Here is a 26,544-nt window from a genome sequence, read left to right as displayed (position 1 = left end):
GGGTCAGCTCTCCGAGTGGTAGCGGTGGATCATCGACACCGCCATGGCGCCCTCGCCGACGCCCGAGGCCAGCCGCTTGACGGAGTTGGCGCGCACGTCGCCGGCCGCGAACACGCCCGGCACGCTCGTCTCCAGCAGCAGCGGCGGCCGTGGCAGGTCCCAGCTGGCCAGCCCGGCCACCGGGCCGAGGTCGGGGCCGGTCAGCAGGAAGCCGTTGGCGTCCCTGCGCACGAGGTCGTCCAGCCACTCGGTGCGCGGACTGGCGCCGATGAAGACGAAGACGTGCTCGGCCTCCCGCGTGGTCAGCCCGCCGCTGCGGGTGTCGCGCAGCGTGATGTGCTCCAGCCGGTCCGCGCCGTCGGCGGCGACCACGCGGGTGTTCGTCATGACCGTGATGTTGCCCGTCGCGGCGATCTCGTCCACCAGGTACGCGGACATGGCGCTGGCCAGGCTGTCCGCGCGCACCACCATGGTGACGTGGCAGGCGTGCCGGGAGAAGTGCAGCGCCGCCTGGCCGGCGGAGTTGGCGCCGCCCACGACCCACACGTGCCGCCCCACGCATGACTCGGTCTCCGACAGGGCCGCGCCGTAGTAGATGCCGGCCCCCTCGAAGCGGGCCGCGTCCTCGGCGTCGAGACCGCGGTACGACAGGCCCGGCGACAGCAGCACGGTGGCGGCGGTGATCTCCTTGCCGTCGGACAGGTTCAGCACGCATGCCCGGCCGGCCCGGCTCAGCCGCCTGGCCTCGACCGGGGCCAGCACGTCCACGCCGAACCTGCGGGCCTGCGCCATGGCGCGGTTGGTCAGATCGACGCCGGAGATGCCGGACGGGAAGCCGAGGTAGTTCTCGATCCGGCTGGAGGTGCCGGCCTGGCCGCCCGGGACGTACGCCTCGATGAGCAGCGTCGCCATCCCCTCGGACGAGGCGTAGACCGACGCGGCCAGCCCGGTCGGGCCGCCTCCGACGATCGCCACGTCGTAGTGCGGGTGGCTGAGCTCCGTCGCCAGGCCCAGGGCCGCCACCACCTCGCCGTGCCCGGGGCGGGCCAGCCGGCGCCCGTCGGGCAGCACGACTTCGGGCGCCCCCGGGTCGCCCGCCTCCGCCTCCTCGAACCTGAACGGCAGGCGGTAGCGGGTGAGCAGGTCGCGCAGCCGGTGCGTGGCGGGCGCGAACCGGTGGCCGACCAGGCGGATGCCCTGGTAGGGAGGCTCGTGGGCGGACTCCCAGTCCGACAGCAGGTCGTCGAGCACGGGGTAGAGCCGCTCCTCCGGCGGCTCCCACGGCTTGACGAGATAGTGGTCGAGCCGCACCTCGTTGATCGCCGAGATGGCGACGCTGGTGTCGGCGTAGGCCGTCAGCAGCACGCGGCGGGCGGCGGGGAAGCGCCGGCCGGCCTCCACCAGGAACTCGATCCCGGTCATCTCGGGCATGCGCTGGTCGGAGAGGATCAGCGCGGCCTCCTCACGCCGCTCGCGCAGCCGGTCGAGAATCCGCATGGCCTCCACCGGCGACCTCGACGCCACCACCCGGTAGCGCTCCTGGTAGGCGCGGGACAGATCGCGCCGCACCGCGCGGAGCACGTGGTCGTCGTCGTCCACGGCCAGCAGAACCGGCCGCCGCTGCTCGGGCATCACAACCCTCCAGAATCGGCTGCGACCATTGTTTCGTCATTTTCCACGCGGCCGCCCCCGGCACCTGACGAAGTGCCGGCGAATTTTATGGACTTGACGGAATAGGCGGGCCGGGCTTGTCCCGGAAAACCGCTCGTTGTTTGAATCCACGCATGACGCGCACCATTCTTATTGTTCTCTCCGAGTACGGATATTGGGGAGAGGAACTCGTCGGCCCGCTGGCCGCCTTCGACCGGCAGGGCTACCGGAGCGTGTTCGCCACCCCCACCGGCAAGCGGGCGCGGGCACTGCCGCCCAGTCTCGACCCCGGGTACGTGGATCCGCCGCTGGGCCGCTCCGTGACCACGCCGGAGGTGGCCGTGGCCGCCAGGCAGCTGGACGAGTCGGACCGGCTGGACGCCCCGGCCAGCCTCGCCGAGTGGATCCCCGACCGCCCCTACAACAGCGAGGACGGATACCTCCGCAAGGTCGAGGCCTACTACCGGGAGCTCGCCCGGCTGGACCGGGACATCGAGGAGTACGACGCCCTGGTCCTCGTGGGCGGCAGCGGCCCGATCGTGGACCTGGCCAACAACGGCCGGGTGCACGACCTGATCCTCGCCTTCGTCCGGGCGGACAAGCCGGTGCTCGCCGAGTGCTACGGCGTCGCCTGCCTGGCCTTCGCCCGCGACTGGGAGGACCGTACGAGCATCCTGCGTGGCAAGCACGTGACGGGCCACTGCAAGGAGTACGACTACAAGGACGGCACGGGCTTCCTGGGGGTCGACTTCAACATGGGGCCGCCGCCGTACCCGCTTGAGTACATCCTGCGCGACGCCACCGCGCCCGACGGCCGCTACCACGGCAACGTGGGCAAGGAGACGTCGGTGATCGTCGACCACCCGTTCGTGACGGGCCGCTCGACCCCCGACTCGTACCTGTCCGGCGAGAAGCTGGTCGAGGTGCTCGAGTCCGGCCTGCGCCGCTACGGCTGGTGACCATGGCCACCCGACCCGGCAAGCAGGCGATCTTCGAGCAGTTCGCGGCCGACGGCATCTCGGTGATGTTCGGCAACCCGGGGACCGTGGAGCAGGGGTTCCTGGACGCGCTGGAGGACACGCCGGGTTTCCGGTACGTGCTGGCGCTGCAGGAGTCGGCGGCGCTCGGCATCGCCGACGGCTACGCCCGCGCCACCGCCGGGCCCGCGCTGGTCCAGCTGCACAGCGGGGTAGGCCTCGGCAACGGCGTCGGCCTGCTCTACCAGGCCAAGCGCGGCCACTCGCCGCTGGTGGTGATCGCCGGCGAGGCAGGGGTGCGGTACGAGGCGCTGGACGGCCAGATGGCGGTGGACCTGGTCGCGATGGCCCGGCCGGTGACCAAGTACGCGACCAGGGTGACCCACCCGGGCTCGGTGCTGAGGGTGCTGCGGCGCGCGGTCAAGATCGCGATGACGCCGCCGCGCGGGCCGGTCTTCGTGGCACTGCCGATGGACGTGCTCGACGAGGACACCGACGAGCCCGCCGTGGCCAGCACGATCCCCAGCCGGGCGACGGTGCCCGTGCCGGAGGAGCTGGCGCGGGCCGCGGCGGTGCTGCGCGCCGCCCGGCGGCCCGTGGTGCTGGCCGGGGACGGGGTCTCGGTGTCCGGCGCGCAGGAGGAGCTGGCCAGGGTGGCGGAAGCGCTCGGCGCCCCGGTGTGGACGGTGAACTCCTCGGAGCTGACCATCGACACCACCCACCCGCTCCACCGGGGCGACCTCGGGCACATGTTCGGCGAGCACAGCGCCGCCGCGCTGGCCGGGGCCGACGCCGTGCTCGTCGTCGGGACGTACCTCTTCCCCGAGGTGTTCCCGCTGCTGACCAGCCCCTTCCCGGAGGCGACGAAGATCGTCCACATCGACCTGGACGACTACGAGATCGCCAAGAACCTGCCGGCCGACGTCGCGCTCGTCGCCGACCCCAAGCCGACCCTCGCGGCGCTGGCCCGCCTGCTCGGCCCCGCCCGCCCCGAGCCCGCCCGCGAGCCGGCCGAGGTGTACGGCGAGACCATGACGGACCTGTTCGCCGGCGAGCTGGCCGCCCGGGCCGGCGACAGGCTGGTGGTCTTCGACGAGGCGCTGACCTCCTCCCCCGCGCTCCTCAGGCGGCTCCCGCCGCGCCTGCCCGGCACCTACTTCCAGACCAGGGGCGGCTCGCTCGGCGTCGGCATCCCCGGCGCCATCGGGATCAAGCTGGCCCGCCCCGAGGCCGAGGTGGTGGCCTTCACCGGCGACGGCGGCAGCATGTACACCATCCAGGCCCTGTGGACCGCCGTCAGGTACGGCGTGGCCGCCCGCTTCGTGATCTGCGACAACCGCCGTTACCAGCTGCTCGACGACAACCTCGAACAGTACTGGCGCGAGCGCGGCATCGCCGCGCACCCCCACCCCCAGGGCTTCGACCTGTCCCACCCCCAGATCGACTTCGTGAAGCTGGCCGCGAGCCTGGGTGTCCCCGGCGTCAAGGTGAGCAAGCCCGCCCAGGTGGAGGCGGCGGTCCAGCGGATGCTGGCGACGCCGGGGCCGTTCCTCGTCGATCTGATTACCACCTGAGAGGTACACCGTGCGTGAGAAGCGATTGGCCGGGCGCACCGTCGCGATCCTCATGGAGAGCGACTTCGTCGAGCAGGAGCTCCACTACTACCAGCGGCGTTTCACCGAGGAGGGGGCGCGGGTCGAGTTCCTCACGCGATTGTGGGGACAGGACTCGCTGACCTTCCACGGCCATGAGTTCAAGGAGCCGTTCACGGTGAGCGGCGACCTGGAGAGCGCCGACCTGAGCCGGATCGACGTGCTGATCGTGCCGTCCGGCATGGTGTCGGACCGGCTGCGCTACACCGAGGACGTCCACGAGCTCGCCCCCGCCGTACGGCTGCTGAAGGACGCCTTCGACGACCACCGGATCGTCAAGGGCATCATCTGCCACGGCCTCTGGCTGGCGGCGCCCATCGCCGACGCGGTCAAGGGCCGCCGCGTGACGTGCCACAACAACCTGGTCGGCGACGCGCGCAACATGGGCGCCGTCTACACCGACCAGGACGTCGTGGTGGACCGCGACCTGGTGACCGGCCGGACGGCCGAGCACTGTGCCACCTTCGCCCGCATGATCATCGACCTGGTGGCCGCGGACCGGGGCTCCGAGACGGTCTACCGGCCCGACTTCACCTTCTCCGACCTGGTGGCCGGCTACGTCACCGGCTTCGAGCACGGCGAGATCAGCCTGCGCACCAACGACGGGCGGCCGGTGCGGGTGCGCCTGACCGGCACCACCTCCGCCGAGTTCGTGCGCAACCTCTCGGAGCCGTACCTCGACGCCTCGGCGCACCTGGAGCAGCTGCTCACGCCGGGCACCTACGTGTTCGTCAAGGGGATCTTCTACCACGAGAACGGCTCCTACACGATCGAGGCCAAGACGCTGACCTTCCTGGGCAGGCAGCCGGGCCAGTACGCCTTCGAGCAGCCCGACTGGTGGGTGAAGCAGATCCGCGAGCTGGGCAGGTTCTACCGCAAGGCGCAGTTCGGGGCCGACGGCCCGATCGACTACTCCGCGTACCGGACCATGCTGCGGCTGGACGGCGAGAAGGCCGGCCAGGACGTGCAGGAGACCGACACGATCTCCCGGATGGTCTACGGGATGTCCTCGGCCTACATGCTCACGGGCGAGGAGGACTTCCTGGAGGTGGCCGAGCAGGGCGCCGCCTACCTGCGCGAGCACATGCGCTTCGTGGACCGCGACGAGGACGTCGTGTACTGGTACCACGGCATCGACGTGCGCGACGGGGTCGAGCGCAAGCTGTTCACCTCCGAGTTCGGCGACGACTACGACGCGATCCCGATGTACGAGCAGATCTACGCCCTGGCCGGCCCCACCCAGCTCTACCGGCTCACCGGGGACCCGCGCATCGCCGCCGACATCGACGGCACGCTGCGGCTGTTCCGCAAGTTCTTCCACGACCCCGAGCGGGGCGGGTACTTCTCGCACATCGACCCGATCCTGCTCAGCCCGCACCACGAGTCGCTGGGCCCGAACCGGTCGAGGAAGAACTGGAACTCCGTCGGCGACCACGCCCCCGCCTACCTCATCAACCTGTTCCTGGCCACCGGCGACGAGCGGCACGCCGACATGCTCGAGGAGACGTTCGACCTCATCGCCGAGCACATGCCCAGGAAGGACAGCCCGTACGTGCAGGAGCGCTTCCACGCCGACTGGACGCCGGACACCACCTGGCACTGGCAGCAGGACAGGGCGGTCGTCGGGCACAACCTCAAGATCGCCTGGAACCTCATGCGGATGATGTCGATCCGGCCCAAGGACGGCTACCGGACGCTGGCGACCGAGATCGGCGAGAAGATGCCGGGCTTCGGCAGCGACCCGCAGCGCGGCGGCTGGTACGACGTGGTCGAGCGCAGGCTCGCCCCCGGCCAGCACGTCCACCGGTTCGTCTGGCACGACAGGAAGGCCTGGTGGCAGCAGGAGCAGGCGATCCTCGCCTACCAGATCCTGGCGGGGATGGTCGGCGAGGAGGAGTTCGTGCGCAGGGCGCGGGAGTCGGCCGCCTTCTACAGCGCCTTCTTCCTCGACCACGACGAGGGCGGGATCTACTTCAACGTGCTCGCCGACGGCCACCCGTACCTGCTCGGCACCGAGCGGTTCAAGGGCAGCCACTCGATGAGCATGTGCCACGCGGCCGAGCTGTGCTTCCTGGCGACCGTCTACCAGCGGCTGCTGCTCGACAAGGAACCGTTGACGCTGTGGTTCCGGCCGCGGCCCGACGGGTTCACCGACCGGGTCCTGCGGGTCGCGCCCGACGCGCTGCCGCCCGGCCGGGTCCGGCTGGAGTGGGTGGAGGTGGACGGCTCGCCGTACCAGCTCTTCGACGCCGAGGCGATGACGGTGAAGCTGCCCGACTCCGCCGGGCCGGTGACGGTGCGCGCCCACCTCGCGCCCGTGGAGGAGTGACATGACCATGCGACTGCACAAAGAGCTGCGCGGCGGGGTCACCGTCATCAGCCTGGAGGGCCAGCTGGACAGCGAGACCGCACCCCGGGTCCAGCAGGATCTGCAGGCGCTCTTCCCCAGCGAGGGTCTGATCGTGCTGGATCTGTCCCGGACCCTGTACATGTCGAGCGCGGGCCTGCGGGTGCTCCTGCTGGTCTACCGGCAGGCCCAGCACGGCACGGTACGCCTCGCGCTGACGGGGCTGTCCCCCGACGTGCGCGCGATCATGGAGGCGACCGGCTTCCTCGGGTTCTTCACCGTGGTCGAGTCGGTCGAGCAAGGCGTGGAGGCGTTGACTGTATGACCATCCTGGAGCCGATCGACGCCTACCCCACGCAGCGGATCGCCGGATACCCCGTGCGCGCTGGGCGGTCGCTGCCGTTCGGCGCCACGCGGGTGCCCGGGGGCGTCAACTTCTCGGTCTACTCCAACCACGCCACCTCGGTGACGCTGGTGCTCTACCGGGAGGGCGAGCCCGAGCCGATGGCCGAGCTGCCCTTCCCGGAGTCGTTCCGGGTGGGCAGCGTCTACGCGATGACCGTCTTCGGCCTCGACGTCGAGCGCCTGGAGTACGGCTATCGCGTGGACGGCCCCCGAAGGCCGTGGCAGGGCCACCGCTTCGACCCGGACATCGTGGTCAGCGACCCGTACGCCAGGATGCTGACCGGCCATGGCCCCTACCGGCACAGGTCGCGGGTGACGCTCGACGACTTCGACTGGGAGGACGACCGCCCGCCGCGCCTGCCGCACGAGGACCTGGTGATCTACGAGCTGCACGTGCGCGGTTTCACCAGGCACGCCTCCTCCGGGGTCGCGGCGCCCGGCACGTACGCGGGGCTCGTGGAGAAGATCCCGTACCTGCTGGAGCTGGGGGTCAACTGCGTCGAGCTGATGCCGGTGTTCGAGTTCGACGAGACCGACAACGTGTTCACCGGCGTCAACTACTGGGGATACAGCCCCATCGGCTTCTTCGCCCCCAAGGCGTCCTACGCGGCCACCGGCCGGGACCACATGCAGGTCGACGAGTTCAAGCACCTGGTCAAGGAGCTGCACCGGGCGGGCATCGAGGTGCTGCTCGACGTGGTGTTCAACCACACCGCGGAGGGCGACGAGCGCGGGCCGGCGATCAGCTTCAAGGGCCTGGACAACGCCACCTACTACATGCTCACCCCCGACGGGCACTACTACAACTTCAGCGGCACGGGCAACACGCTCAACTGCAACCATCCGGTGGTGCGCGGGTTCGTGCTGGACTGCCTGCGCTACTGGGCCGCCGAGTGCCACGTCGACGGCTTCAGGTTCGACCTGGCGGCGATACTCGGGCGGGGCTCCGACGGCGAGCTGCTGCACAACCCGCCGCTGCTGGAGTCGCTGGCGTACGACCCGATCCTGCGCGACCGCAAGCTGATCGCGGAGGCGTGGGACGCCGCCGGGCTCTACCAGGTGGGCAGCTTCCCCCACTACAGCCGCTGGTCGGAGTGGAACGGCCGCTACCGCGACACGGTGCGCAGGTACCTCAAGGGCGATCTCGGCGTCACCGGGGAGCTGGCCACCCGCATGGTCGGCTCGCCCGACATGTACAGCCGAAGGGGCGCCGCGGCCACGGTCAACTTCGTCACCTCGCACGACGGGTTCACGCTGCGGGACCTGGTCTCGTACGACCACAAGCACAACGAGGCCAACGGCGAGGGCAACAGGGACGGCGACGACGCCAACAACTCCTGGAACGGCGGGCACGAGGGCGGGACGGACGACCCGGCGGTGCTGGCGCTGCGCGCCCGGCAGCAGCGCAACGCCCTGCTGATCCTGCTGGCCAGCCGGGGCGTGCCGATGCTGCTCGCCGGCGACGAGGTCGGCCGCACGCAGCTCGGCAACAACAACGCCTACTGCCACGACGGGCCGCTCACGTGGCTCGACTGGGGGCTGCGGGAGGAGAACGCCGACCTGTTCCGCTTCACCCGGCGCGCCATCGCCTTCCGGCGGGCGCACCCGGTGCTGCGGGGCGGCTCTCCCGGCTCGGTCCACTGGCACGGCGTGCGCGCCTGGTCACCGGACTGGTCGGCGCACTCGCGGGTGCTGGCCGCGCTGTTCGACGGGGGCGGGAGCGACTGCGTCTACGTCGCCGCCAACTCGCACTGGGAGTCGCACACGCTCGAACTGCCGCCCGCGCCGCGCGGGCAGACCTGGCACCTGTTCGCCGACACCGCCGCCGCCCCGCCGATGGACGCCTTCGAGCCGGGCTCAGAGCCGCCGCTGGCCAACCAGTCACAGTTGTCCATCGGCCCCAGAAGCGTCGCGATCTTGGTCACGCATTAGCGAAGGGAAAGCACGTCATGTCCTTCAGGATGAAAATGAGCGTGGAGGGCGACACCGCCACGATCCGGCTGGCCGGCGAGCTCGACGGCAGCTCCGCCCCCGAGCTCAACGATCTGGTGTCGCAGGCCGTGGGCCGCCAGGTGGGCAAGCTGGTGCTGCTCCTCGACGAGCTGACGTACATGTCGTCGGCGGGGGTGCGCTGCCTGGTGTTCGCGCACCAGAAGCTGCCGCGGGGCTCGGAGATCACCTTGGTGGGGACCAAGCCGGAGGTGGCCGAGACGATCCGGCTCACCGGCTTCGACCGCAGCATCGTGATGCAGTGATGCTCGCCTGCCGGCTCAGGATCGATGTCCAGCACGTGTCACTGCCGGGTGTGGTGGCCGATTTCATCGAGGCGCTGGCAGACGGGGCGGGGCTGACCTCCCGCCAGGCGTACTGGCTGCGCCTGGCGACGGACGAGATCACCACGAACATCGCCCAGCACGGCTACCGCGGCGGGGCGGGCGTCGTGGAGCTGTCCGGGGAGATCGAGCACGACCGGCTGCGGGTCAGCATCGAGGACGACGCGCCGCCGTTCGACCCCGCCGGATACGATCCGGCGCCGCGGCTGGCGCTGCCGCCCGCGCTGCGCGAGGAGGGCGGTTACGGGCTGCTCCTCGCCATGGGCAAGGTGGACGAGTTCCACTACGAGTACGTCGGCGGACGCAACCGCAACACCCTGATCATGCGACTGCTTGGAGGCGCGAATGCCGACGGCTCTGGTGGTTGCCGGGCCGGCTAACCCCATGTCCACGGCGGTGCTCGAACTCGACGGGGCGCTGCGCGAAGAGGGCTTCGAGGTCCAGCTCGCCGTCCCGGACGACCTGGTCCTGCGACACCCGCACCCCGATCTGCTGCTGATCTCAGCGGCGCTGGGGCTGCAGCGGATGGCGCTGGTCAGCCAGCGGTTCCTGGTCGACGGGCGGATGCCCACGATCGTGGCCTTTCCCGACGACGACATCGCCGCGCTGGAGGAGTGCGTACGCGGCGGGTTCGACTACGTGACCCGCCCGTTCCTGCCCGGCCTGCTGCGCAGCAGGGCGAACTCCTGCTGGGAACGCTGGCAGCTCAGCACCACGGTGGAGGAGATGGCGGCGCTGGCCAGCCTGCGGGAGTACGAGCGCGAGCTGCGCATCGCCCGCGACATCCAGGCCGGGTTCCTGCCGGAGTCGCTGCCGAGGATGGACGGATGGGAGATCGCGGCCAGCTTCCGGCCGGCCCGGCAGGTGGCCGGCGACTTCTACGACGTGTTCACCCTCGTCAACGGGCGCAGGCTGGCGCTGGTGGTGGCCGACGTGTGCGACAAGGGCGTGGGGGCGGCGCTGTTCATGGCGCTGATCAGGACCCTGCTCCGGCACACGGCCGAGCACACCGGGTTCGTCCAGGACGTCAGCGACGACGCCGCCGCCGTGGCGCTGGACGGCTCGCCGGGAGAGTCGGCGCTGCCCCTGCTGTCGCTGGGGGCGGGCCCGCTGATCCAGGCGGTGGTCGGGACCAACCGGTACATGGCCCGAAATCACATCAAGCAGGCGTATTTCGCGACTATGTTCTTCGGGGTGCTGGACCCGCACTCCGGGGACCTGGTCTACATCAACGGCGGGCACAATCCGCCCATCGTGGTGCGTGCCGACGGCCGCCAGACGATGCTGCCGCCGACGGGGCCCGCGGTCGGGATCCTGGCCGACAGCTCCTACACCCTGGGCCACGTGCAGCTGGGGCCCGGCGACGCGTTGTTCGCCTACACCGACGGGGTGGTCGAGGCCAGGAACGCCGCCCACGGCCTGTTCGGCACCCCCCGGCTCCAGGAGGTGCTGGGCGGGGCAGGGGCGCACGCCTCCCGCCTGCTCGCGGCGGTCGACACCTCGGTACGCACGTTCGTGGGGGCCGCCGAGCAGTCCGACGACATCACCACGCTGGCGCTGAGCAGGAACCCGTCCTGAGGAGCCCGGCCCGGACCACGGCCGCCGCACGTGGTCCGGGCTTCTCAGGCGGCGACCATCGACATGGCGACGGCGACGTCCCAGCCGGAGGCGGGCTCCCCGCCGTGGAAGCCCTCCGCCAGCAGCGTCGCCTCGCCCGCCCGCCCGGCCAGCAGCAGCGCGTCGATCAGGTACGCCGTCAGATGCGCCGCCAGCCAGGGCGGCCCCGCCTCCGTCCCCCCGGCGGTGAGCGCGAGCGCGCGCCGCAGGTGGAAGACCGCCTCGTCGGGCCGGGTCCGGAGGCGGGCCATGGCCTGCGCCGCGTGCACGAACAGGGCGGTCTCCCTGTCGGTGCGCGTGATCGTGCCGACGTCGTCGGCGGAGCGGCCGCTCAACGCCATGATCCAGGCCCGGTAGGCGAGCAGCAGCGGCCGCTGCGCCGGCCCGGCGGCCACCGCCGCGCGCAGCAGGAACTCGGCGGCGGCCTCCGGCCGGCCCCGCCCGCACGCGAGATTGACCGCGCGGGCGAGCGCCAGATGCGGCGTGCTCTCCACCACTCCCTCGGGCAGCGAGTCCAGGAACGACATGCTGTCGCGCCCCCTGCCGCGCAGCAGCAGCAGGTGCGCCAGCGGCACCGAGACGGTGTGCCCCTCACCGCACCACGCCGCCGCCTTGCACAGTTCGAAGGCCCGGTCGAAGGCCAGCGCCGCCCAGGCGTCCCAGGTGGCCTTCACCAGATGCGGAGTGGCCGCGGACGGGTCCATCGGCGGCAGCCACTCGGTGGCGCACTGGAATTCCCACCCGGCGGCGCCCCGGGTCAGGCGTTCGGTGAGCCGGCGCCCGACCAGGAAGTCGTGCAGCAGGCGGAGGTTGCCGCCGGTCGCCGCGTGCAGGGCGCCGGCGGTGGCCTGCCGTACGTGGCCGCCGGCCAGCTCGGCCAGCAGGGCGGCCACCTCCTCGGCCGTGAGCGGCGGCACGTCGACCGTGTACGCGCCCGGCTCGAAGCGCAGGCAGTCCACCGGATCGGGGCGCCGCGCCGCGGGCCCGGACAGCGTCGTGACCAGCACCCTGGCCCCCGGGCTCCCGCCCGCGGCCGCGCGCAGCGCCATCAGGCTCTCGTCCCCGCTCACCTGCGCGTCGTCCATGACGAGCAGCAGCGGACGGTCCCCGGCGGCCGTCCCGACGCGGGCGGCGACCTCACCGGGACCGTCCGCGGCACGCAGCCGGACGATCTCGTAACTCGCCGCCTCGGACGATTCGAGCACGTGCTCCACCAGCCGGCTGCGGCCCGAACCCGGCTCACCGGTGAGGACAATCGGCCCCGCGCCTGCGGCCCCGAGGGCTGACCGAATCGCGGCAAGCTGCTCGCGGCGGTCGATGAAATGCCACTTCATCTGGTTAATCTCCTCAATTGAATGAACAAATTCATGCTTTGGGAACAATGCCGTAACGTCAATGCCGAAATGACGCAATCCGGCTAGAGGTGACAAATATTCCGTGAGGCTTCTAGACTCTGCCTTGCGATCCTGATCTGCTGACGCGGTGGAGGCACTCACGGGGGGTTCTGTGTCAGGCGACGGCTGGAGTCGGCAGGAGCTCGCACGGTTCCTGCGGAGCAGGCGGGCACGGGTCACGCCGGGGCAGGTGGGCTTTCCCGAAGGGGGGCGCAGGACGAAAGGGTTGCGGCGCGAGGAGGTGGCGGTCCTCGCCGGCCTCAGCCCGACCTGGTACACCTACCTCGAGCAGGGGCGTGACATCAGGCCCTCCATCCAGGTGCTCGACAGCCTGGCCCGGGTGCTCGACCTCAGCGAGGACGAGCGCCGCTACATGCACACGCTGGTGCACGGCCAGGTCTCCAACCCGCAGCCGCTCGAGGGGCAGACGTGGTCGGGCGATGTGATGGGCCCGCTGGTGAGCCTCATGAGCACCAGCGACTATCCGGTCTACGCCACCGACATCCACTGCGACCTGACCGCCTGGAACGACGCCGCCGCCGAGTGGTACGACGACTGGGGCAGCTACACGCCCGAGCACCGCAACATGCTGCGCTGGCTGCTGGTCTCGCCCAAGGCGAAGGAGCGGCTGCCCGACTGGGAGCGCGTCACCTGCGACGTCATCGCCCGGTGGCGCTCGGAGCTGGCCAGATGGCCGCACGACGAGCGGCTGACCAACAAGATCGCCGAGTTCTCCCAGCTGAGCCCGCTGTTCGCCGGCCTGTGGCGCAGGCATGAGGTGCAGGAGCACCGCAGCCTCACGCGCCGGTTCCGGCATCCGCGGCTGGGCCTGCAGACCCTGCGCATGGCGCTCATGATCACCCCGGACGAGCCGCTGGTCGGGCTCGTGATCCATTTTCCGATGCACGCGAGCGAATAACGCGGATTCCACCATCCCGGTATTTCGTCATCTGTTAATTGACACCCACGTGGGCGAGCCGGACCTTAGGTGATGTCGTTCGGCCAACCAACAACGGCGCCCGCATCGTCGAATTCACGATGACCCGGGCGCGGACGGGAACGGGGCCCCATGCACATCAACAGCGGGCGTGATCCCATCGCCATCGTCGGCGCCGCCTGCCGGTTGCCCGGTGCGCAGAGCCCGGCCGACCTCTGGCAGATCGTCAGCGGGGGCCGGGACGTGATCGGCATGATCCCCCAAGAGAGATTCGACATCGAGACCGCCTCCGGCCGGCGCCGGCCCGATGTCCTGCGGGGCGCGGGCGGCTACCTGGACGACATCGCCGGGTTCGACGCGCGCTTCTTCGGCGTCACGCCGTTCGAGGCCCTGCGGATGGACCCGCAGCAGCGGCTGCTGCTCGAGGTCACCTGGGAGGCGCTCGACGACGCGGGCATCCCGGCCGAGAGCCTGGCCGGGAGCGACACCGGCGTCTACACGAGCCTGCTGCCCTCGGGGTACTGGGACCTGCTGCGCCGCTCGGGGATGTACGACATGCACGCCGCGCTCGGGGCGGCCGTAAGCGGCATCTTCCCCGGCCGCGTCTCCACCCAGCTCGACCTGCGCGGTCCCAGCATGGGCGTGGAGGCGGCGTGCGCGACGTCGCTGCTGGCGGTGCACGTGGCCTGCCGGGCGCTGTGGGCGGGCGAGACCGACCTGGCCATCGTCGGCGCCGCGAACCTGCAGATCGTGCCCGACCTGTATTTCGCGCTCGCGGACGCCGGCGTGCTGTCCAGCTCGGGCCGCTGCAAGTTCGGCGACGTGTCGGGGGACGGGTACGTGCGCAGCGAGGGCGTGGTGGCCCTGATACTCAAGCCGCTCTCGCGGGCCCTCGCGGACGGCGAGCACCCGTACGCGACGATCCTGGGCAGCGCCGCCACCCACGACGGCCGCACCGGCGGCTCGCTCGTCGCCCCCGGGCTGGAGGGGCACGAGACGATGCTGCGCAGGGCCTATCTCGACGCCGGGGTCTCCCCCTGCGAGGTCGACTACGTCGAGGCGCACGGGCCCGGCACCCCCGCCGGCGATCCGACCGAGCTGGCCGCGCTGGACCTGGTCATGGGGGAGGGCCGGGAGCCGGGGCGGCGCTGCCTGGTCGGATCGCTCAAGTCCAACATCGGCCACACCGAGTTCACCTCGGGGATGGCGGGGCTGCTCAAGACGGCCCTGGCGCTGCGGCACCGGACCATACCCGCGACGCTGCACGTGGTGGAGCCGCACGCCGTCCTGCGCAAGCCGACCGCGGCCGTCGAGCTCGCGCTGCTCACCCAGGACTGGCCGGAGCGGGAGGCGCCGGCCCTGGCGGGCGTCAACTCCTTCGGCATGTCGGGGACCAACGTCCACCTCGTGCTCTCCGAGGCGCCGCGGCCGGCGCGTCCCCGGCGCGGCCGGACCCGGCCCAGCTACGTCCTGCCCCTGTCGGCGCGGGACCCGAGGGCGCTCGACGAGCTCGCGGGCGCGTACGCCGAACTGCTCGACACGATGGCAGAGGGGACGGGGGCCGAGGACACGGGCCCCGGCCTCCACGACGTGTGCTTCAGCGCGGGCGCCCGGCGCTCGCACCACGAATACCGGCTGGCCGCGGTCGGCGACGACGCGCGCTCGCTGGCCGCGTCCCTGCGGGAGTTCCGCGCGAGCGGGCGGGGTGACGGGCGGTCGGTGCACGCCGGCGAGCGCCGCGCGGCCAGGCGGCCGAAGGTGGTGTTCGTCTTCCCCGGCCAGGGCGGCCAGTGGGCGGGCATGGGCAGGCAGCTGCTGGCCGCCGAGCCGGCCTTCGCCCTGCGCCTGCACGAGTGCGCGCGAGCGGTGGCCGCCGAGCTCGGCTGGTCCCCCGTGGACGTGCTGCTGCGCGGGGAGCGGTTGTCCCGCGTGGACGAGGTGCAGCCGACCCTCTGGGCGATGCAGGTGGCGCTGGCCGCCGTGTGGCGCGAGTGGGGCGTCGAGCCCGATCTGCTCATCGGCCACAGCATGGGCGAGATCGCCGCGGCGGTCACCGCGGGCGCGCTGAGCGTGGCCGACGGCGCGGCCGTGATCGCCAGGAGGAGCCGGCTGCTGCGCGAGCTGCGCGCGCCCGGCGCCATGTGGGCCGTGAGGCTCGGCGAGGAGGCGGCCCGACAGGCCATCGGCGAGCACTCCGGCCAGGTGAGCGTGGGGGTGGTCAACAGCCGGCACTCCACGGTCCTGTCCGGCGACCCGGCGAGGCTGGAGCGGATCGTCGAGCCGCTGCGCCGCGACGGCGTCTTCTGCCGCCGGGTGGACGTGGACTACGCCTCGCACGCGCCGCAGGTGGAGCCGGTGCGCGAGGCGCTGCTGGAGGCGCTGTCGAGCATCAGGCCCGGCCCCTGCGCCGTGCCCATCCACTCCAGCGCCCGGGACCGGGTCGTCGACGGCACGGAGCTGGGCGCCGGTTACTGGTTCGACAACCTGCGGCTGCCCGTGCGCTTCGCCGACGCCTGCCAGGCCGCGCTCGCCGACGCCCGGCCCACCGTGTTCATCGAGATGACCCCGCATCCGGTGCTGCAGACGGCGCTGGAGGAGGAGGTCGAGGCGGCGGGCGCCAACGCGAGCGTGGTGCCCTGCCTGCGCAGGGACGTGCCGGACGCGGCCGCCCTCAGCGCCGCGCTCGGCCAGGCGTACGTGCTGGGCTGCCGTCCCCTCTGGGAGCACGTCCACCCCGAGGGCGAGTACGTCCGGCTGCCCGGCTACCCCTGGCAGCGGCGGCGGTTCTGGCCCGGCTCGGCCACCTCCCCCGTTCCTCCCGAGCCCGCCCGCGAGCCGACCCCGGCGCTGCCAGGACGCCCGGATCTGGCGGCCCTCTCGGAGACGGAGTTGACCGCCATGGTGGCCGACCTGGCGTCCCAGGTCCTCGCCGTACCCGGACACGAGATCGGGATGGACGTGCCGCTCACCCTGCTGGGGCTGGACTCCGTGCTGGCGACCAGGTTCCGCGAGCGGGTGCGCCGCGAGCTGGGCGTGGACGTGCCGGTCCGCAGCCTGCTCGGCCCGAGCACGCTGCTCGACCTCACCACCGAATTACGCTCGGCGGCCACCGTGTGAGGCGCGGCCGCCGCTGTCGAGACGGGGCTCCGGGTCGCCCGGAGCCTCGTCTCCGCTCTTTTGAAGGTGGCATTCCGACTGCTAGCACTAACTGATTCTTGGGCAATCCAGTCAAGAGCCGGAAGGATACGGGCATGGTGACAGCCGTGTTGGGAACGCTGGCCGGCGCCGCGCTCGTGGCGGCGGTGTGGCTGAGCGTCGTGCTGACCGTGTTCACCCCCCGTGGCAGGCCGACCCGGCTGGTCCGCGGCGTCCTGCGGGCCTTCGCCGGCCCCATCCTCGCGATGGCCGGCCGGGTCCCGCCCGTCCTGCGGGAGCCGCTGCTCGACCTGTGCGGGCCGCTGGCCGTCGTCACGGTGGCCGCGATCTGGCTCGGCGTGTCCTCGGCCGGGTTCGCACTGCTGGAGGGCACCCCGCTGCGCGAGGCCGAGTGGGCCTCCAGGCTGCTGATGGTGGCGGCCATCACGACGTACCTGGGGCACTTCCTGTCCGCCTACGGCCGGCGGGAGCGGCTGGTCGCCAGGCTGGCCGGCAGCGTGTGCAACCCGCGCGACGCCGACACGATGCTCGCGTCCTACCTCAAGACCGGCTCGCGCGACCACCTCGACACCCTGTTCGCCGAGTGGACCGGGTGGATGGCCGAGGTGGAGCACTCCCACCTCGCCCATCCGGCGCTCACGTTCCGCCGCCCCGCGGGCGACCTCGACTGGCTCAAGGCCGCGGTCATCGTCCTGGACGTGGCCGCGCTCATCGAGGCGCTCGCGCCGAGCTGGGCTCCGGCGCACACGAAGGCCCTGCTCACGACGGGGACGCGCTGCATGCACCGGCTGACCCACGGGCTGTGCATCACGCTGCCGTCGATCCCGGTGAGCCTGCAGGGGCGAGAGGAGCGCAACTTCTCCGACACGCTGCTGCTGGCCCACGAGGCGGGGCTGCCGGCCGAGCGCGACCCGCTGGAGGCGTGGACCGTCTTCCAGGACCTCCGCACCGGGTACGCGCCGCACGCCTACGCCATCGAGACCCGGCTCCGTTACGACCGGGTCGAGGAGCCGGACGACGTCTGCGACTGACGCCCGCCGGAGTGCCCGGCCCCTGTCACGGTCTGTCCCGGATAGGCGATGACGCCGCTGAGACCGGCGCCCTCGGCGACGCGCACCTCGTGGCCGAGCGCGGTGAAGCCGTCGATGACGGCCGGGCGCTCCAGCGACGAGTCCACCCTCGCCATCACGCCCACGTACGCGTCGCTGAGCCGCGCGCCCGGCCCTATGATCGCGCCGTCCAGGCAGGCCACCCGTTCCAGGCGGCACCACGGGTGCAGGTCCGCCTCATCGCCGACGTACGAGTCGCGCAGCACGACGCCGGGACCGATCTCGACGTCCCGGCCGATCCACGCGCCGGGGCCCACGTGGACGAGCCCGGCGGCCAGCTTCTCGGCCAGCGTCAGCCCGCTGACCTCGTCGCGGCGCGCCAGCGAGGAGGGGTGGATCACGGGCCCGTCCGGGAGCCGCAGGCTCGGGTAGCCGCCGGCCAGGGCCTCGGCCATGGTGAGCAGGTACTCGCGGGGGTTGCCCAGGTCACCCACCTTGGCCAGGGGCGAGCACATGACCCGGTGGCCACGCGACACCAGCCACGGGAGCAGGTCGCCGCCCCAGTCGAGCCCCCGCCCGGCCAGCGCCGCCAGCTCGTCGGTGGCGCCCAGGGCGCGCAGCCTGGCGCAGTCCACCAGGTAGAGCCCGGCATTGATGGGCACCCTGTCCAGGTCGGCGGCCACCGCCGCGATGGTCTCCATGGGCGGTTTCTCGATGAACCGCTGGATCCGGCCGGCGCCGTCCGCGAGCACCAGCCCGTACGTGCCCGCCACCTCCGCCGCCGTCCGATGGACCAGGCCGACGGTCACCACCGCCCCGCTCGCCAGGTGGTCGCGCGCCAGCGCCGCCAGGTCGAACTCGAACAGCGAGTCGGTCGGGAGCACCAGGGCGTGGCCGAGCAGGCCGTGCTCCTCGATCACGCTGAGCGTCGCCTGCCCCGAGCCGGTGTTGAACCGGTCCGTACGCGGCCGCGAATAGCGCACGGAGACCCCGAGCCGCTCGCCGTACCCCAGCGCCTCCTTGACCTGATAACGATTCTCCCGGCCGTTGGCCGCCACGTGGAAACTCGTTATTCCCTGGTCGCGCAGAGCCGCGACGAGCCATTCGATGACCGGCCGCCCGAGAAAAGGGACGGCGGCCTTGCTCCTTATGTGACCGGAACCTTCGAGGGTGAGCGGGCGGGCGCGGAGGCCGCGGCCGCCGGCGAGCGCGATGGTGGCAATAGAAGGCATGGCAACCTCCAAGGACTGCGGGCGGTGACTTATTCGTACCATTCGCGCCCGGAATATGGCCCGTTTCGGCCACAGAACGCCGTTATTTCGTCAGGTCCGCGTCTGACAAAAGCACCGTGGTTTCCGTTAAGTCAGGGTGCCGCCGGCGCGGGCCGGATATTTATCGTGGGCCTCCCTGACGTGTCTCGCCAAGGAGGAGACCGTGCGCGCAGCCGCCGTCACGCAACTCAACTCCCCATGGGAGTTCCAGGACCTCCCCGATCCCGAGCCCGGGCCCGGGCAGGTCGTCGTACGCATCCAGGCGTGCGGCATGTGCTTCAGCGACGTTCTGGTCCGCCGTGGCCACTGGCCGGTGCGGCTGCCGATCGTGCCTGGGCACGAGCCGGTGGGCGAGGTGGTGGCGCTCGGCCCCGGCGCCACCACCCTGCGGGTGGGCGACCGGGTCGGCGTCTCGTGGATGCAGCGCGGCGAGGGGCGCTGCGTCCAGTGCCAGAGCTGGCATCCGGTGGCCTGCCCGCACACCCAGACGTGGATGGACATGGGCGGCGGCTACGCCGACCTGATGGTGGCCTGGGAGTCGGGGTGCACGCTGCTGCCCGACGGCCTGGACTACACCGACGCGGCGGTGGCCTTCTGCGCCGGCTTCACCTCGATGAGCGGCCTGCGCAACGCCGATCCCCGACCGGGCGAGCGCGTCTGCGTGCTGGGCGTCGGCGGGCTCGGGCACATGGCGGTGCAACTGGCCGCCGCCATCGGCCTGGAGACGGTCGTGCTCACCACCTCGCCCGACAAGGCGGAGTACGCCAAGGAACTCGGCGCCGCGCAGGGCGTCGTGGTCGGCGACGACCCCGGCAAGGCGCTGGCCGAGGCCGGCGGCGCCGACATCATCCTGGCCACCACCACCTCGGCGGACCTCGTCGCCCGCGTGCTGTCCGGCCTGCGCTACGGCGGGCGGCTGGTCACGATGGGCGTCACCGGCCCGCTGAAGATCGACGACATGACGACGCTGCTGTTCAAGCAGTGCTCCATCAAGGGCAGCACCCACAACAACCGCTCCGACCTGGTCGAGGTGCTCACGCTGATGGCCGCGGGCAAGGTCAGGCCGCGCGTGGAGACCTACCCGTTCGCCGAGATCAACGAGGTGCTCAAGCGGGTGGAGGCAGGCCAGGTGCGCTACCGCGCCGTACTCACCCCCAACTGAGGAGGATCCCGGCATGTCCGAGCCCCCGATCGTCATAGCGAACCGGGAGCACCTGTGGTGGCTGCTCAACGAGGCCTCACAGCTGGAACACATGATCCTGAGCCAGTACCTCTTCGCCGAGGCCAGCCTCAAGAGCGGGACGGAGGACGGCCTGACGGCCGAGCAGGCGGACGCGGTCGCCGGCTGGCGCAAGGTCCTGCACTCCATCGCGGTCGAGGAGATGCTCCACCTGGCGCTGGTGTCCAACCTGCTGGCCGCCATCGGCGCGGCGCCGACCTTCACCCGCCCGAACTTCCCGCAGCGCTCGGGATACTTCCCGTCGGGCATCCAGCTCGATCTGCTGCCCTTCGGCGAGCAGGCGTTGCGCCACTTCCTGTACCTGGAGCGCCCCGAGGGCATGCAGTTGCAGGACGCCGAGGAGTTCGAGCCGGTGCCGCCCACCCGCACCCGGCTCGACCCCGCGGACCTCATGCCCGGGGGCCAGGAGTACGCGACGATCGGCCACCTGTACCGCGGGATCGAGGAGGGACTGCGGGCGCTCTGCGCCGAGCTCGGGGAGCGCGCCGTCTTCGTCGGGTCCCCGCGCGCCCAGGCCACGCCGGAGCTGTTCCGCTGGCCCCAGCTCGTCGCGGTCACGGACCTGGAGTCCGCGTTCACCGCGGTCGATCTCATCATCGAGCAGGGCGAGGGCGCGCGCGGCTCCTGGGAGCAGGCCCACTACGGGCGCTTCCTCGCGGTGTGGCGGGAGTACGAGGAGCTGCGGGCGCTCGACCCCGGCTTCGACCCGGCGCGGCCGGCGCTGGCCGCCTACCTCAAGCAGCCCTACGACATCGTGGATCCCCAGCCGCTCATCACCGACCCCGGCACCCGCCGCACGGCCGAGCTGGCGGCGGTGGCCTACGAGCTGGTGCTGCACCTGCTGACCAGGTTCTTCACGCACACCGACGAGAGCGAGGAGCAGCTGGGCCTGCTCGTCGGCACGTCGATCAGCATGATGGCCGACGTGCTGCGGCCGCTGGCCACCGCCATGACCACAATGCCCGTCGGCCCCGAGCACCCCGGCCGCACGGCGGGCTTCGCGTTCGAGATGTACTACGCCATGAGCAACTTCGTGCCCTGGCGCGAACCCTCGTGGGCGCTGCTGCACGAGCGCATGAGAGTGCTCGTGGAGCGCTGCAGAGCCGCCGAGAAGGCCGGCGGTCCGGGGTCCGCGGTCGCCGCCTCGGCCGGGGTCCGGGCGGCCGAGCTGGCCGAGCGGGTGCGCGCGCACGTGCCCCCGGCGCTGCTCCCGTCGTAGGACTTCACGAATTACCTCGCGCCGCCCGGCCGACTTGCCAATGTACGCATCGGCTCTTTGACGTCGGCCGGGCCGCCGGAAAAAGAATTGACTCATGCGAGGTGTGATGGAAACCAGCGCCGAATTCACGGTCGCGGAACTCTCCGGCCGATGGCGCAGCCCGGCCGCCGCCGAAGTATTCCCGGGAATATTCGGGGTGGACGACTTCTGGCTGCACAGTCCTTTCTGGGCCATTCATTTCAACGCCTACAAGGACCCCGGCTGCGACAGCCGGCTCTTCGAGCTCGTCATCATGGGCATGTTCGAGCTCCTCGGTCCCAGCGAGCGCACGCCCGGCGCGCGCGACGCCGATTTCTCCCGGACCAAGGTCTGCCTGCGCCTGTTCGACACCGGGATCATCGCCGGCGCCGACGAGGTGAAGGCGGGCGACGGCCACTGGCGGCCCGGCGAGTGGCAGGACGTCTCTCACGGCGGCTGCTCGATCCTGGACCTGCCGGGCGTGGACGACTGCCCGCGGGAGTACGACCTGCTCGGCCTGGCCCGCTCGCACGGCCGGGACGAGGACCGGCTCTACTTCGGCCAGCGCCACCACGACGAGCTCGGCTCGATCTGGACCCGACGGGCCCCCGGCCTGCTCGACTACTACGTGGTACGCGTGGTCGGAGCTCCGCCCCAGGTCGGGGACGGCGCGGAGTGGGGGCCGGCGGAGTGGACCCACGTCACGAGCTCGTACACCCTCACCCCCGACGATCGGAGACACTCGTGACCACCACCCAAGCCGCAGTCGTCGAATCGCCGGGGGCGGCGTTCACCCTCCGGGACGTCGAGCTGGACGCCCCGCGCCAGGGCGAGATCCTCGTCCGGATGAAGGCCGCCGGCATCTGCCACACCGACCTCACGGTGGCGGCGGGGCACATCCCGTTCCCGCTGCCGGGCGTGCTCGGGCACGAGGGGGCCGGCGTCGTGGAGGAGACGGGCCCGGGCGTGACCAAGGTCAAGCCGGGCGACCACGTCGTTCTCACCTTCACCTCGTGCGGGAGCTGCGCCTCCTGCCGGATCGGCCACCCCGCCTACTGCACCACATGGATCCCGCAGAACCTCATCGGCGGCAAGCGCGCCGACGGCAGCTCGCCGATCAGCAGGGGCGGGGTCGCGCTCGGCGGCCGGTTCTTCGGCCAGTCGTCGTTCGCCCGCCACTCCATCGCCGATGAGCGCAGCGTCGTCAAGGTCGACCCGGACCTGCCGTTCGAGCTGCTGGCCCCGCTGGCCTGCAGCGTCCAGACCGGCACCGGCGCGGTGTGGAACACGCTGCGCCCGGAGCCCGGCACCTCCATCGCGGTGATCGGCACGGGCGCGGTGGGCCTGGCCGCCGTCATGGGCGCGGCGCTCACCCCGGTCAGTCAGATCATCGCCGTGGGCCGGCAGGCGGCGCAGCTCGAGCTGGCGGCCAAGATCGGCGCCACCCACACCGTCGACTCGACCGGCCTGGACCTGGCCGGCGAGCTACGGAAGATCACCGGCGGCGCCGGCGTCGACTACGTGGTCGAGGCGGTGGGCAACCCCGACGTGCTGCGCGCCGGCATCGAGGCGCTCGCCCCGCGCGGCGCGGTGGCCGTCGTGGGCGCTCCGCCGTACGGGGTGGAGGTCTCGGTCGACGTGCACCGGCTGCTGCCGGGGCGGCGGATCCTGGGCGTCTGCGAGGGCGACAGCGACCCCGACCGGCTCATCCCGCTGCTGGCGCGGCTGATCCGCGGCGGCCGGCTGCCCGTGCAGCCGCTCATCAGGGAGTACGACTTCGCCGACATCCAGGCCGCGGCGGACGACTTCAGGTCCGGCAAGAACATCAAGACGATTCTGCGGTTCGACACGTGACGACGTTTGGAGCCAGGAATGAACACCTTCGAGCTCGGCGACTTCCGGCTCACCTCAGGCGACACGCTGCCCGGCGCCCGGCTGGCGTACCAGACCTTCGGTGAGCTCAACCAGGCCAAGGACAACGTGGTCCTGTTCCCGACCTTCCTCGGCGCCCCCGCCGAGGTGCTCAACGGCTGGATCGGCGAGAACCGCGCGCTCGATCCCCGCACCCACTTCATCGTGCTGCCCGGCCACTTCGGCCTCCCGCCGTCCTCCGCGCCGAGCAACACCCCGTCGCGGCCCTTCCCCACCGTCACTGTCGCCGACGACGTCATCGCCCAGCAGCGGCTGCTGGAGGAGGTCTTCGGCGTGCGCGAGATCCGGCTGGCGCTCGGCTGGTCGATCGGCGCGATCCAGGTGTACGAGTGGGCGCTGCGCTTCGGCGACCTCGTACGGAGCATCGCCCCCATCGCCGGGGCGCCCACCCCGCCACCGTGGACCAAGCTCTGGCTGAAGACGGTGGTGGAGGAGCCCATCACCGCGGACCCCAACTACGCCGGGGGCGCCTACACCGACGCGGCGAGCGTCAGCGGCGGCCTGGCCCGGGTCGCGCACGGCTCGGCTCTGACCGCCCCGCCCCGCACGTTCTACTACGGTGGCGCCGAGGTCTGGCGCACCCTGGGCTTCGACAGCGTGGACGCGTTCGTCGAGGGCTTCTGGGAGGGCTTCTGGCTCCCGCAGGACGCCGACGACGTGGTCACCCAGGCCCGCAAGGCCCGCTCCGCCTGGCCGGGGGCCACGGGCGAGTCCCTGCGGGAGGTCCTGGGCCGGATCAAGGCGAAGACCACGATCGCCGCCTTCACCGGCGACGCGCTGTTCCCGCCGGACGAGCTCAGGCAGTACGCCGAGTGGATCCCCGGCGCGACCTTCCGCCAGATCGACAGCGTCTACGGCCACCTGGCCACGTTCGGGCTGGCCGAGCCCGACGTGAAGGCCATCGACGACGTCATCAGGCACGCGCTGGAGAGCTAGCCGTGGCCGAGGCGGAGTTCGTCAGATTCCTGGAGGCGGCCCGGTCGGATCCCGACCTGCTGGCCCGCTACTCCCCCATGGACCTTCCCCGGGTCCTGTTCCACGCCCGCAACGAAGGGTTCGCCTTCACCGAGGCCGACGCCGAGCGGGTCATCGGCCGGCTGGAGGCGGACGTCGTCATCCACAAGGACAAGGAGCCGTTCGACGGGAGCAGCACCCTGTGGCGGCACATGTGGGGCACGCGCTACCTCGACTACCTGGTCGGCCACGTGATCGCCCGCTACTCCCGGGAGGAGCCGGCATGAGCGAAGCCAACGTCATCGGGTTCCTGCGCGGTCTGGCCGAGCGGCCGGACCTGGTCGACCGGCTCAAGGACAAGTCCAAGGACGAGGTCGTCGCGGCCGCCGCCGCGGCCGGGCAGCCGTTCACCCCTCAGGAGTTCAACTCGCTGATCTGGGAGCTGGAGGCGCGGCTGGCGCGCGAGCGCGGCGAGGAGTTCAACGAGCGGTTCCCGCTCTGGGGCCTGCTGTGGGGCCGGTACTACCTGGAGTTCCTCGTCTTCGACCTCGTGCCCAGCCTCGACGAGACCGGCCTGCTGGTCGGATTGGAGCGCAAGCCATGATGCGAAACGCCCTCTACATCGGGCGCGAGTGGAACGTCGAGCACAACCTGCGGGCGCCGGTGACCGACGCCGAGCTCAGGTACACCGTGCTCGGCGAGGGCGAGCCCGTGCTGTGCATCCACGGCACCAGCATCGCCGACAGCCTCATCACCCCCATGCGGTTCTACCCCCCGCTGCTGCAGGACTACCAGCTCATCAGCTACTACCGGGCCGGCTACAACGGCAGCACGCTGGACGAGCCCGAGCTGAGCATCGAGGGCGGCGCGCAGCACGTCGCCGAGCTGCTCGACCACCTGGGCATCGAGAAGGCGCACATCATGGCCTTCTCGTTCGGCGGCGTGATCGCCTTCCAGTTCCTGCTGTCGTACCCGGAGCGGGCGCACAGCGCGATCCTGCTGGAGCCGTACCTGCCGCGTGAGGAGCCGGACGCGATCAGGGCCAACGTCGACGCCTTCATGAACGCGATGAAGCTGTACGAGACGGGCGACAAGCTCGGCGCGGCGCAGCTCTACATGGAGGCGGTGTGCGGGCCGAGCTTCCTGCCCGCGGTGGAGATGACCGGGCCCCTCGACGTGTGGGACCGCGTCGAGGCGTGCGTCGACACGACCTTCACCGTCGACTTCCCGGCGATCTCGCAGTGGGGCTTCAAGCCGTCGGAGGCCGACCGGCTGGTCACGCGGAAGCCGGACATGCCGGTGCTGGCGGTGATGGGCCTCGACAGCGAGTCGGCGATGCCGGGGTTCCGCGACGCGCAGCGCTTCCTCATGAACTGGCTGCCGCAGGCGGAGCGGTGCGGCATCCCCAACGCCACGCACGGGCTGCAGAGCATGAACCCGGTGGCCGTCGGCGAGGCCGCCCACGCCTTCCTCAAGCGGCACCCGATGTGAGATCCGTGCGCCCTGCCACCCCGGCAGGGCGCACGGCCCGGCCTGGCGTTGACGATCTTCTCGCGGGACGCCGCCGGAATGCCGCCGTGGCAGGCCCGGGCGTCAGGGACGCTCGCGGCCGTCCTGCCGCGCTACCGCAGGCTAGTCCCATGCCAGATCGACGACCTCGAGGCGAGTGGTGATGCGCGGGCGCGACCACGAGCACCCGAAGGAGGTCGCCCGCACCATCGGGACGCTCGCCGGCAGGGTGCCGCCCAGGAGTCAGGCGAAGTCGTAGACCAGCCGGACGGTCACCGTGAGGGACTGGCGGCCGGGGCTGATGGAGGCGCCGGTCTCCGCCACCGCGGCGGCCATGGTGAGGGGCTGAGGGCCGCCGCCCCCGACGTCCTCGCTCACCGAGACCACCCGGCCGAGCGGGCGCCCGGCCAGCTCGGCGTAGTGGGCGGCCTTGGCGGCGGCGTCGCGGAACGCTCGCGTACGCGCCTCCCGCAGCACGCCCGACGGGTCGGACACCTCGAAGGCCAGGCCGTTCAGCCTGGCCTCCTCCCCCACCCCGGCGACCGTGTCGATGACGTGGTCGGCCCGGGACAGGTCGCGGACGATCACCTCCACCCCCTGGACCGCCCGGTAGGCGGCCACCTTCGGGTAAACCTCGTACTCCGGGCCCAGCGACAGCTCCACCGTGCGCACGTCCTGCGCGGCGATGCCCTCCCGGGCCAGGGCCTCGGCCAGCCGGGCGGCGGCGGCCCGGACGGCGGTGAAGGAATCGGCGGCGGAGGCCCGGCGGACCTCGACGCCCGCGTGCAGCCGGAGGATGTCGGGTGCGGCCAGGACGGCGCCCTCGCCTACGACGGTGATGTCCACGCCTACTCCCTCGAACGGGTTCCGCATCGATCCTAGAA

Annotated in this window: 23 protein-coding genes; 19 read left to right on the top strand and 4 right to left on the bottom strand. The window is 71.7% G+C overall.

Annotated elements, in window-relative coordinates; all coding sequences use genetic code 11:
• Positions 1-3: 3 nt before the first annotated feature.
• On the bottom strand, positions 4-1,632 hold the full coding sequence (locus ACIBI9_RS01935) for an FAD-dependent oxidoreductase (protein WP_397220040.1): 1,629 nt from the start codon (positions 1,630-1,632) through the stop codon (positions 4-6).
• Positions 1,633-1,784: 152 nt separating this feature from the next.
• Here ACIBI9_RS01935 and ACIBI9_RS01930 point away from each other — a divergent pair, with 152 nt between their 5' ends.
• Genes ACIBI9_RS01930 through ACIBI9_RS01895 form a run of 8 tightly spaced genes read left to right on the top strand, consistent with a single transcriptional unit; the run spans position 1,785 to position 10,942 of the window.
• The gene (locus ACIBI9_RS01930) at positions 1,785-2,609 is read left to right on the top strand and encodes a type 1 glutamine amidotransferase domain-containing protein (RefSeq protein WP_397220039.1); all 825 of its coding nucleotides are present in this window, start codon (positions 1,785-1,787) and stop codon (positions 2,607-2,609) included.
• A gap of 2 nt (positions 2,610-2,611) precedes the next feature.
• Positions 2,612-4,201 (top strand): thiamine pyrophosphate-binding protein, encoded by a 1,590-nt coding sequence (locus ACIBI9_RS01925; protein ID WP_397220038.1) that lies wholly within the window; start codon positions 2,612-2,614, stop codon positions 4,199-4,201.
• Between the two features lie 10 nt (positions 4,202-4,211).
• Positions 4,212-6,608, top strand: a complete 2,397-nt coding sequence (locus ACIBI9_RS01920; protein ID WP_397220036.1) for an AGE family epimerase/isomerase — start codon at positions 4,212-4,214, stop codon at positions 6,606-6,608.
• A gap of 7 nt (positions 6,609-6,615) precedes the next feature.
• Positions 6,616-6,951: an STAS domain-containing protein gene (locus tag ACIBI9_RS01915; protein WP_397220035.1), complete on the top strand. Its 336-nt coding sequence runs from the start codon at positions 6,616-6,618 to the stop codon at positions 6,949-6,951.
• Positions 6,948-8,963 (top strand): glycogen debranching protein, encoded by a 2,016-nt coding sequence (locus ACIBI9_RS01910; protein WP_397220034.1) that lies wholly within the window; start codon positions 6,948-6,950, stop codon positions 8,961-8,963. Before ACIBI9_RS01915 ends, ACIBI9_RS01910 begins: the two co-directional genes overlap by 4 nt.
• Positions 8,964-8,980: 17 nt before the next feature.
• Entirely contained in the window at positions 8,981-9,286 is a 306-nt protein-coding gene (locus ACIBI9_RS01905; protein WP_357599021.1) for an anti-sigma factor antagonist, read from the top strand.
• Positions 9,286-9,744: an ATP-binding protein gene (locus ACIBI9_RS01900; RefSeq protein WP_397220820.1), complete on the top strand. Its 459-nt coding sequence runs from the start codon at positions 9,286-9,288 to the stop codon at positions 9,742-9,744. Before ACIBI9_RS01905 ends, ACIBI9_RS01900 begins: the two co-directional genes overlap by 1 nt.
• Before the next feature lie 4 nt (positions 9,745-9,748).
• On the top strand, positions 9,749-10,942 hold the full coding sequence (locus tag ACIBI9_RS01895; RefSeq protein WP_397220033.1) for a PP2C family protein-serine/threonine phosphatase: 1,194 nt from the start codon (positions 9,749-9,751) through the stop codon (positions 10,940-10,942).
• A 44-nt stretch (positions 10,943-10,986) separates the two neighbouring features.
• Here the strand turns inward: ACIBI9_RS01895 and ACIBI9_RS01890 are convergent, their stop codons facing one another.
• Positions 10,987-12,315 carry an ATP-binding protein gene (locus ACIBI9_RS01890; RefSeq protein ID WP_397220032.1) on the bottom strand — a complete coding sequence of 443 codons (1,329 nt, stop codon included), beginning with the start codon at positions 12,313-12,315 and terminating at the stop codon, positions 10,987-10,989.
• Between the two features lie 148 nt (positions 12,316-12,463).
• On the opposite strand from ACIBI9_RS01890, the gene ACIBI9_RS01885 reads away from it, so the two are divergent.
• From ACIBI9_RS01885 to ACIBI9_RS01875, 3 genes are all read left to right on the top strand, one after another.
• Positions 12,464-13,294: a helix-turn-helix transcriptional regulator gene (locus ACIBI9_RS01885; protein WP_397220031.1), complete on the top strand. Its 831-nt coding sequence runs from the start codon at positions 12,464-12,466 to the stop codon at positions 13,292-13,294.
• Positions 13,295-13,444: 150 nt separating this feature from the next.
• Positions 13,445-16,429, top strand: a complete 2,985-nt coding sequence (locus tag ACIBI9_RS01880; protein ID WP_397220030.1) for a type I polyketide synthase — start codon at positions 13,445-13,447, stop codon at positions 16,427-16,429.
• Positions 16,430-16,563: 134 nt separating this feature from the next.
• On the top strand, positions 16,564-17,499 hold the full coding sequence (locus ACIBI9_RS01875) for a hypothetical protein (RefSeq protein ID WP_397220029.1): 936 nt from the start codon (positions 16,564-16,566) through the stop codon (positions 17,497-17,499).
• Here ACIBI9_RS01875 and ACIBI9_RS01870 read toward each other — a convergent pair.
• Positions 17,460-18,749 (bottom strand): sugar phosphate nucleotidyltransferase, encoded by a 1,290-nt coding sequence (locus ACIBI9_RS01870; protein WP_397220028.1) that lies wholly within the window; start codon positions 18,747-18,749, stop codon positions 17,460-17,462. The genes ACIBI9_RS01875 and ACIBI9_RS01870 overlap by 40 nt on opposite strands.
• 202 nt (positions 18,750-18,951) lie before the next feature.
• On the opposite strand from ACIBI9_RS01870, the gene ACIBI9_RS01865 reads away from it, so the two are divergent.
• From ACIBI9_RS01865 to ACIBI9_RS01830, 8 genes are all read left to right on the top strand, one after another.
• Positions 18,952-19,950, top strand: a complete 999-nt coding sequence (locus tag ACIBI9_RS01865; protein WP_397220026.1) for an alcohol dehydrogenase catalytic domain-containing protein — start codon at positions 18,952-18,954, stop codon at positions 19,948-19,950.
• Between the two features lie 13 nt (positions 19,951-19,963).
• Positions 19,964-21,247 carry a ferritin-like protein gene (locus ACIBI9_RS01860; protein ID WP_397220025.1) on the top strand — a complete coding sequence of 428 codons (1,284 nt, stop codon included), beginning with the start codon at positions 19,964-19,966 and terminating at the stop codon, positions 21,245-21,247.
• Positions 21,248-21,353: 106 nt separating this feature from the next.
• Positions 21,354-22,013 carry a hypothetical protein gene (locus ACIBI9_RS01855; RefSeq protein ID WP_397220024.1) on the top strand — a complete coding sequence of 220 codons (660 nt, stop codon included), beginning with the start codon at positions 21,354-21,356 and terminating at the stop codon, positions 22,011-22,013.
• On the top strand, positions 22,010-23,119 hold the full coding sequence (locus ACIBI9_RS01850; RefSeq protein WP_397220023.1) for an NAD(P)-dependent alcohol dehydrogenase: 1,110 nt from the start codon (positions 22,010-22,012) through the stop codon (positions 23,117-23,119). Before ACIBI9_RS01855 ends, ACIBI9_RS01850 begins: the two co-directional genes overlap by 4 nt.
• An 18-nt stretch (positions 23,120-23,137) precedes the next feature.
• A complete protein-coding gene (locus ACIBI9_RS01845; protein ID WP_397220022.1) occupies positions 23,138-24,133 on the top strand; it encodes an alpha/beta fold hydrolase in 996 nt (331 codons plus the stop codon).
• Positions 24,134-24,135: 2 nt separating this feature from the next.
• Positions 24,136-24,438: a hypothetical protein gene (locus ACIBI9_RS01840; protein ID WP_397220021.1), complete on the top strand. Its 303-nt coding sequence runs from the start codon at positions 24,136-24,138 to the stop codon at positions 24,436-24,438.
• Positions 24,435-24,755 (top strand): Nif11 family protein, encoded by a 321-nt coding sequence (locus ACIBI9_RS01835; RefSeq protein WP_397220020.1) that lies wholly within the window; start codon positions 24,435-24,437, stop codon positions 24,753-24,755. The genes ACIBI9_RS01840 and ACIBI9_RS01835 overlap by 4 nt, the downstream gene beginning before the upstream one ends.
• Positions 24,752-25,642: an alpha/beta fold hydrolase gene (locus ACIBI9_RS01830; protein WP_397220019.1), complete on the top strand. Its 891-nt coding sequence runs from the start codon at positions 24,752-24,754 to the stop codon at positions 25,640-25,642. Before ACIBI9_RS01835 ends, ACIBI9_RS01830 begins: the two co-directional genes overlap by 4 nt.
• A gap of 261 nt (positions 25,643-25,903) precedes the next feature.
• Here ACIBI9_RS01830 and ACIBI9_RS01825 read toward each other — a convergent pair whose 3' ends face one another.
• Entirely contained in the window at positions 25,904-26,506 is a 603-nt protein-coding gene (locus ACIBI9_RS01825) for an SIMPL domain-containing protein (protein WP_397220018.1), read from the bottom strand.
• Positions 26,507-26,544: the final 38 nt, after the last annotated feature.

Source organism: Nonomuraea sp. NPDC050451 (assembly GCF_044458585.1).
Note: the sequence above shows the minus strand (reverse complement) of the source record. Positions and strands in the feature narration are given on the sequence as shown.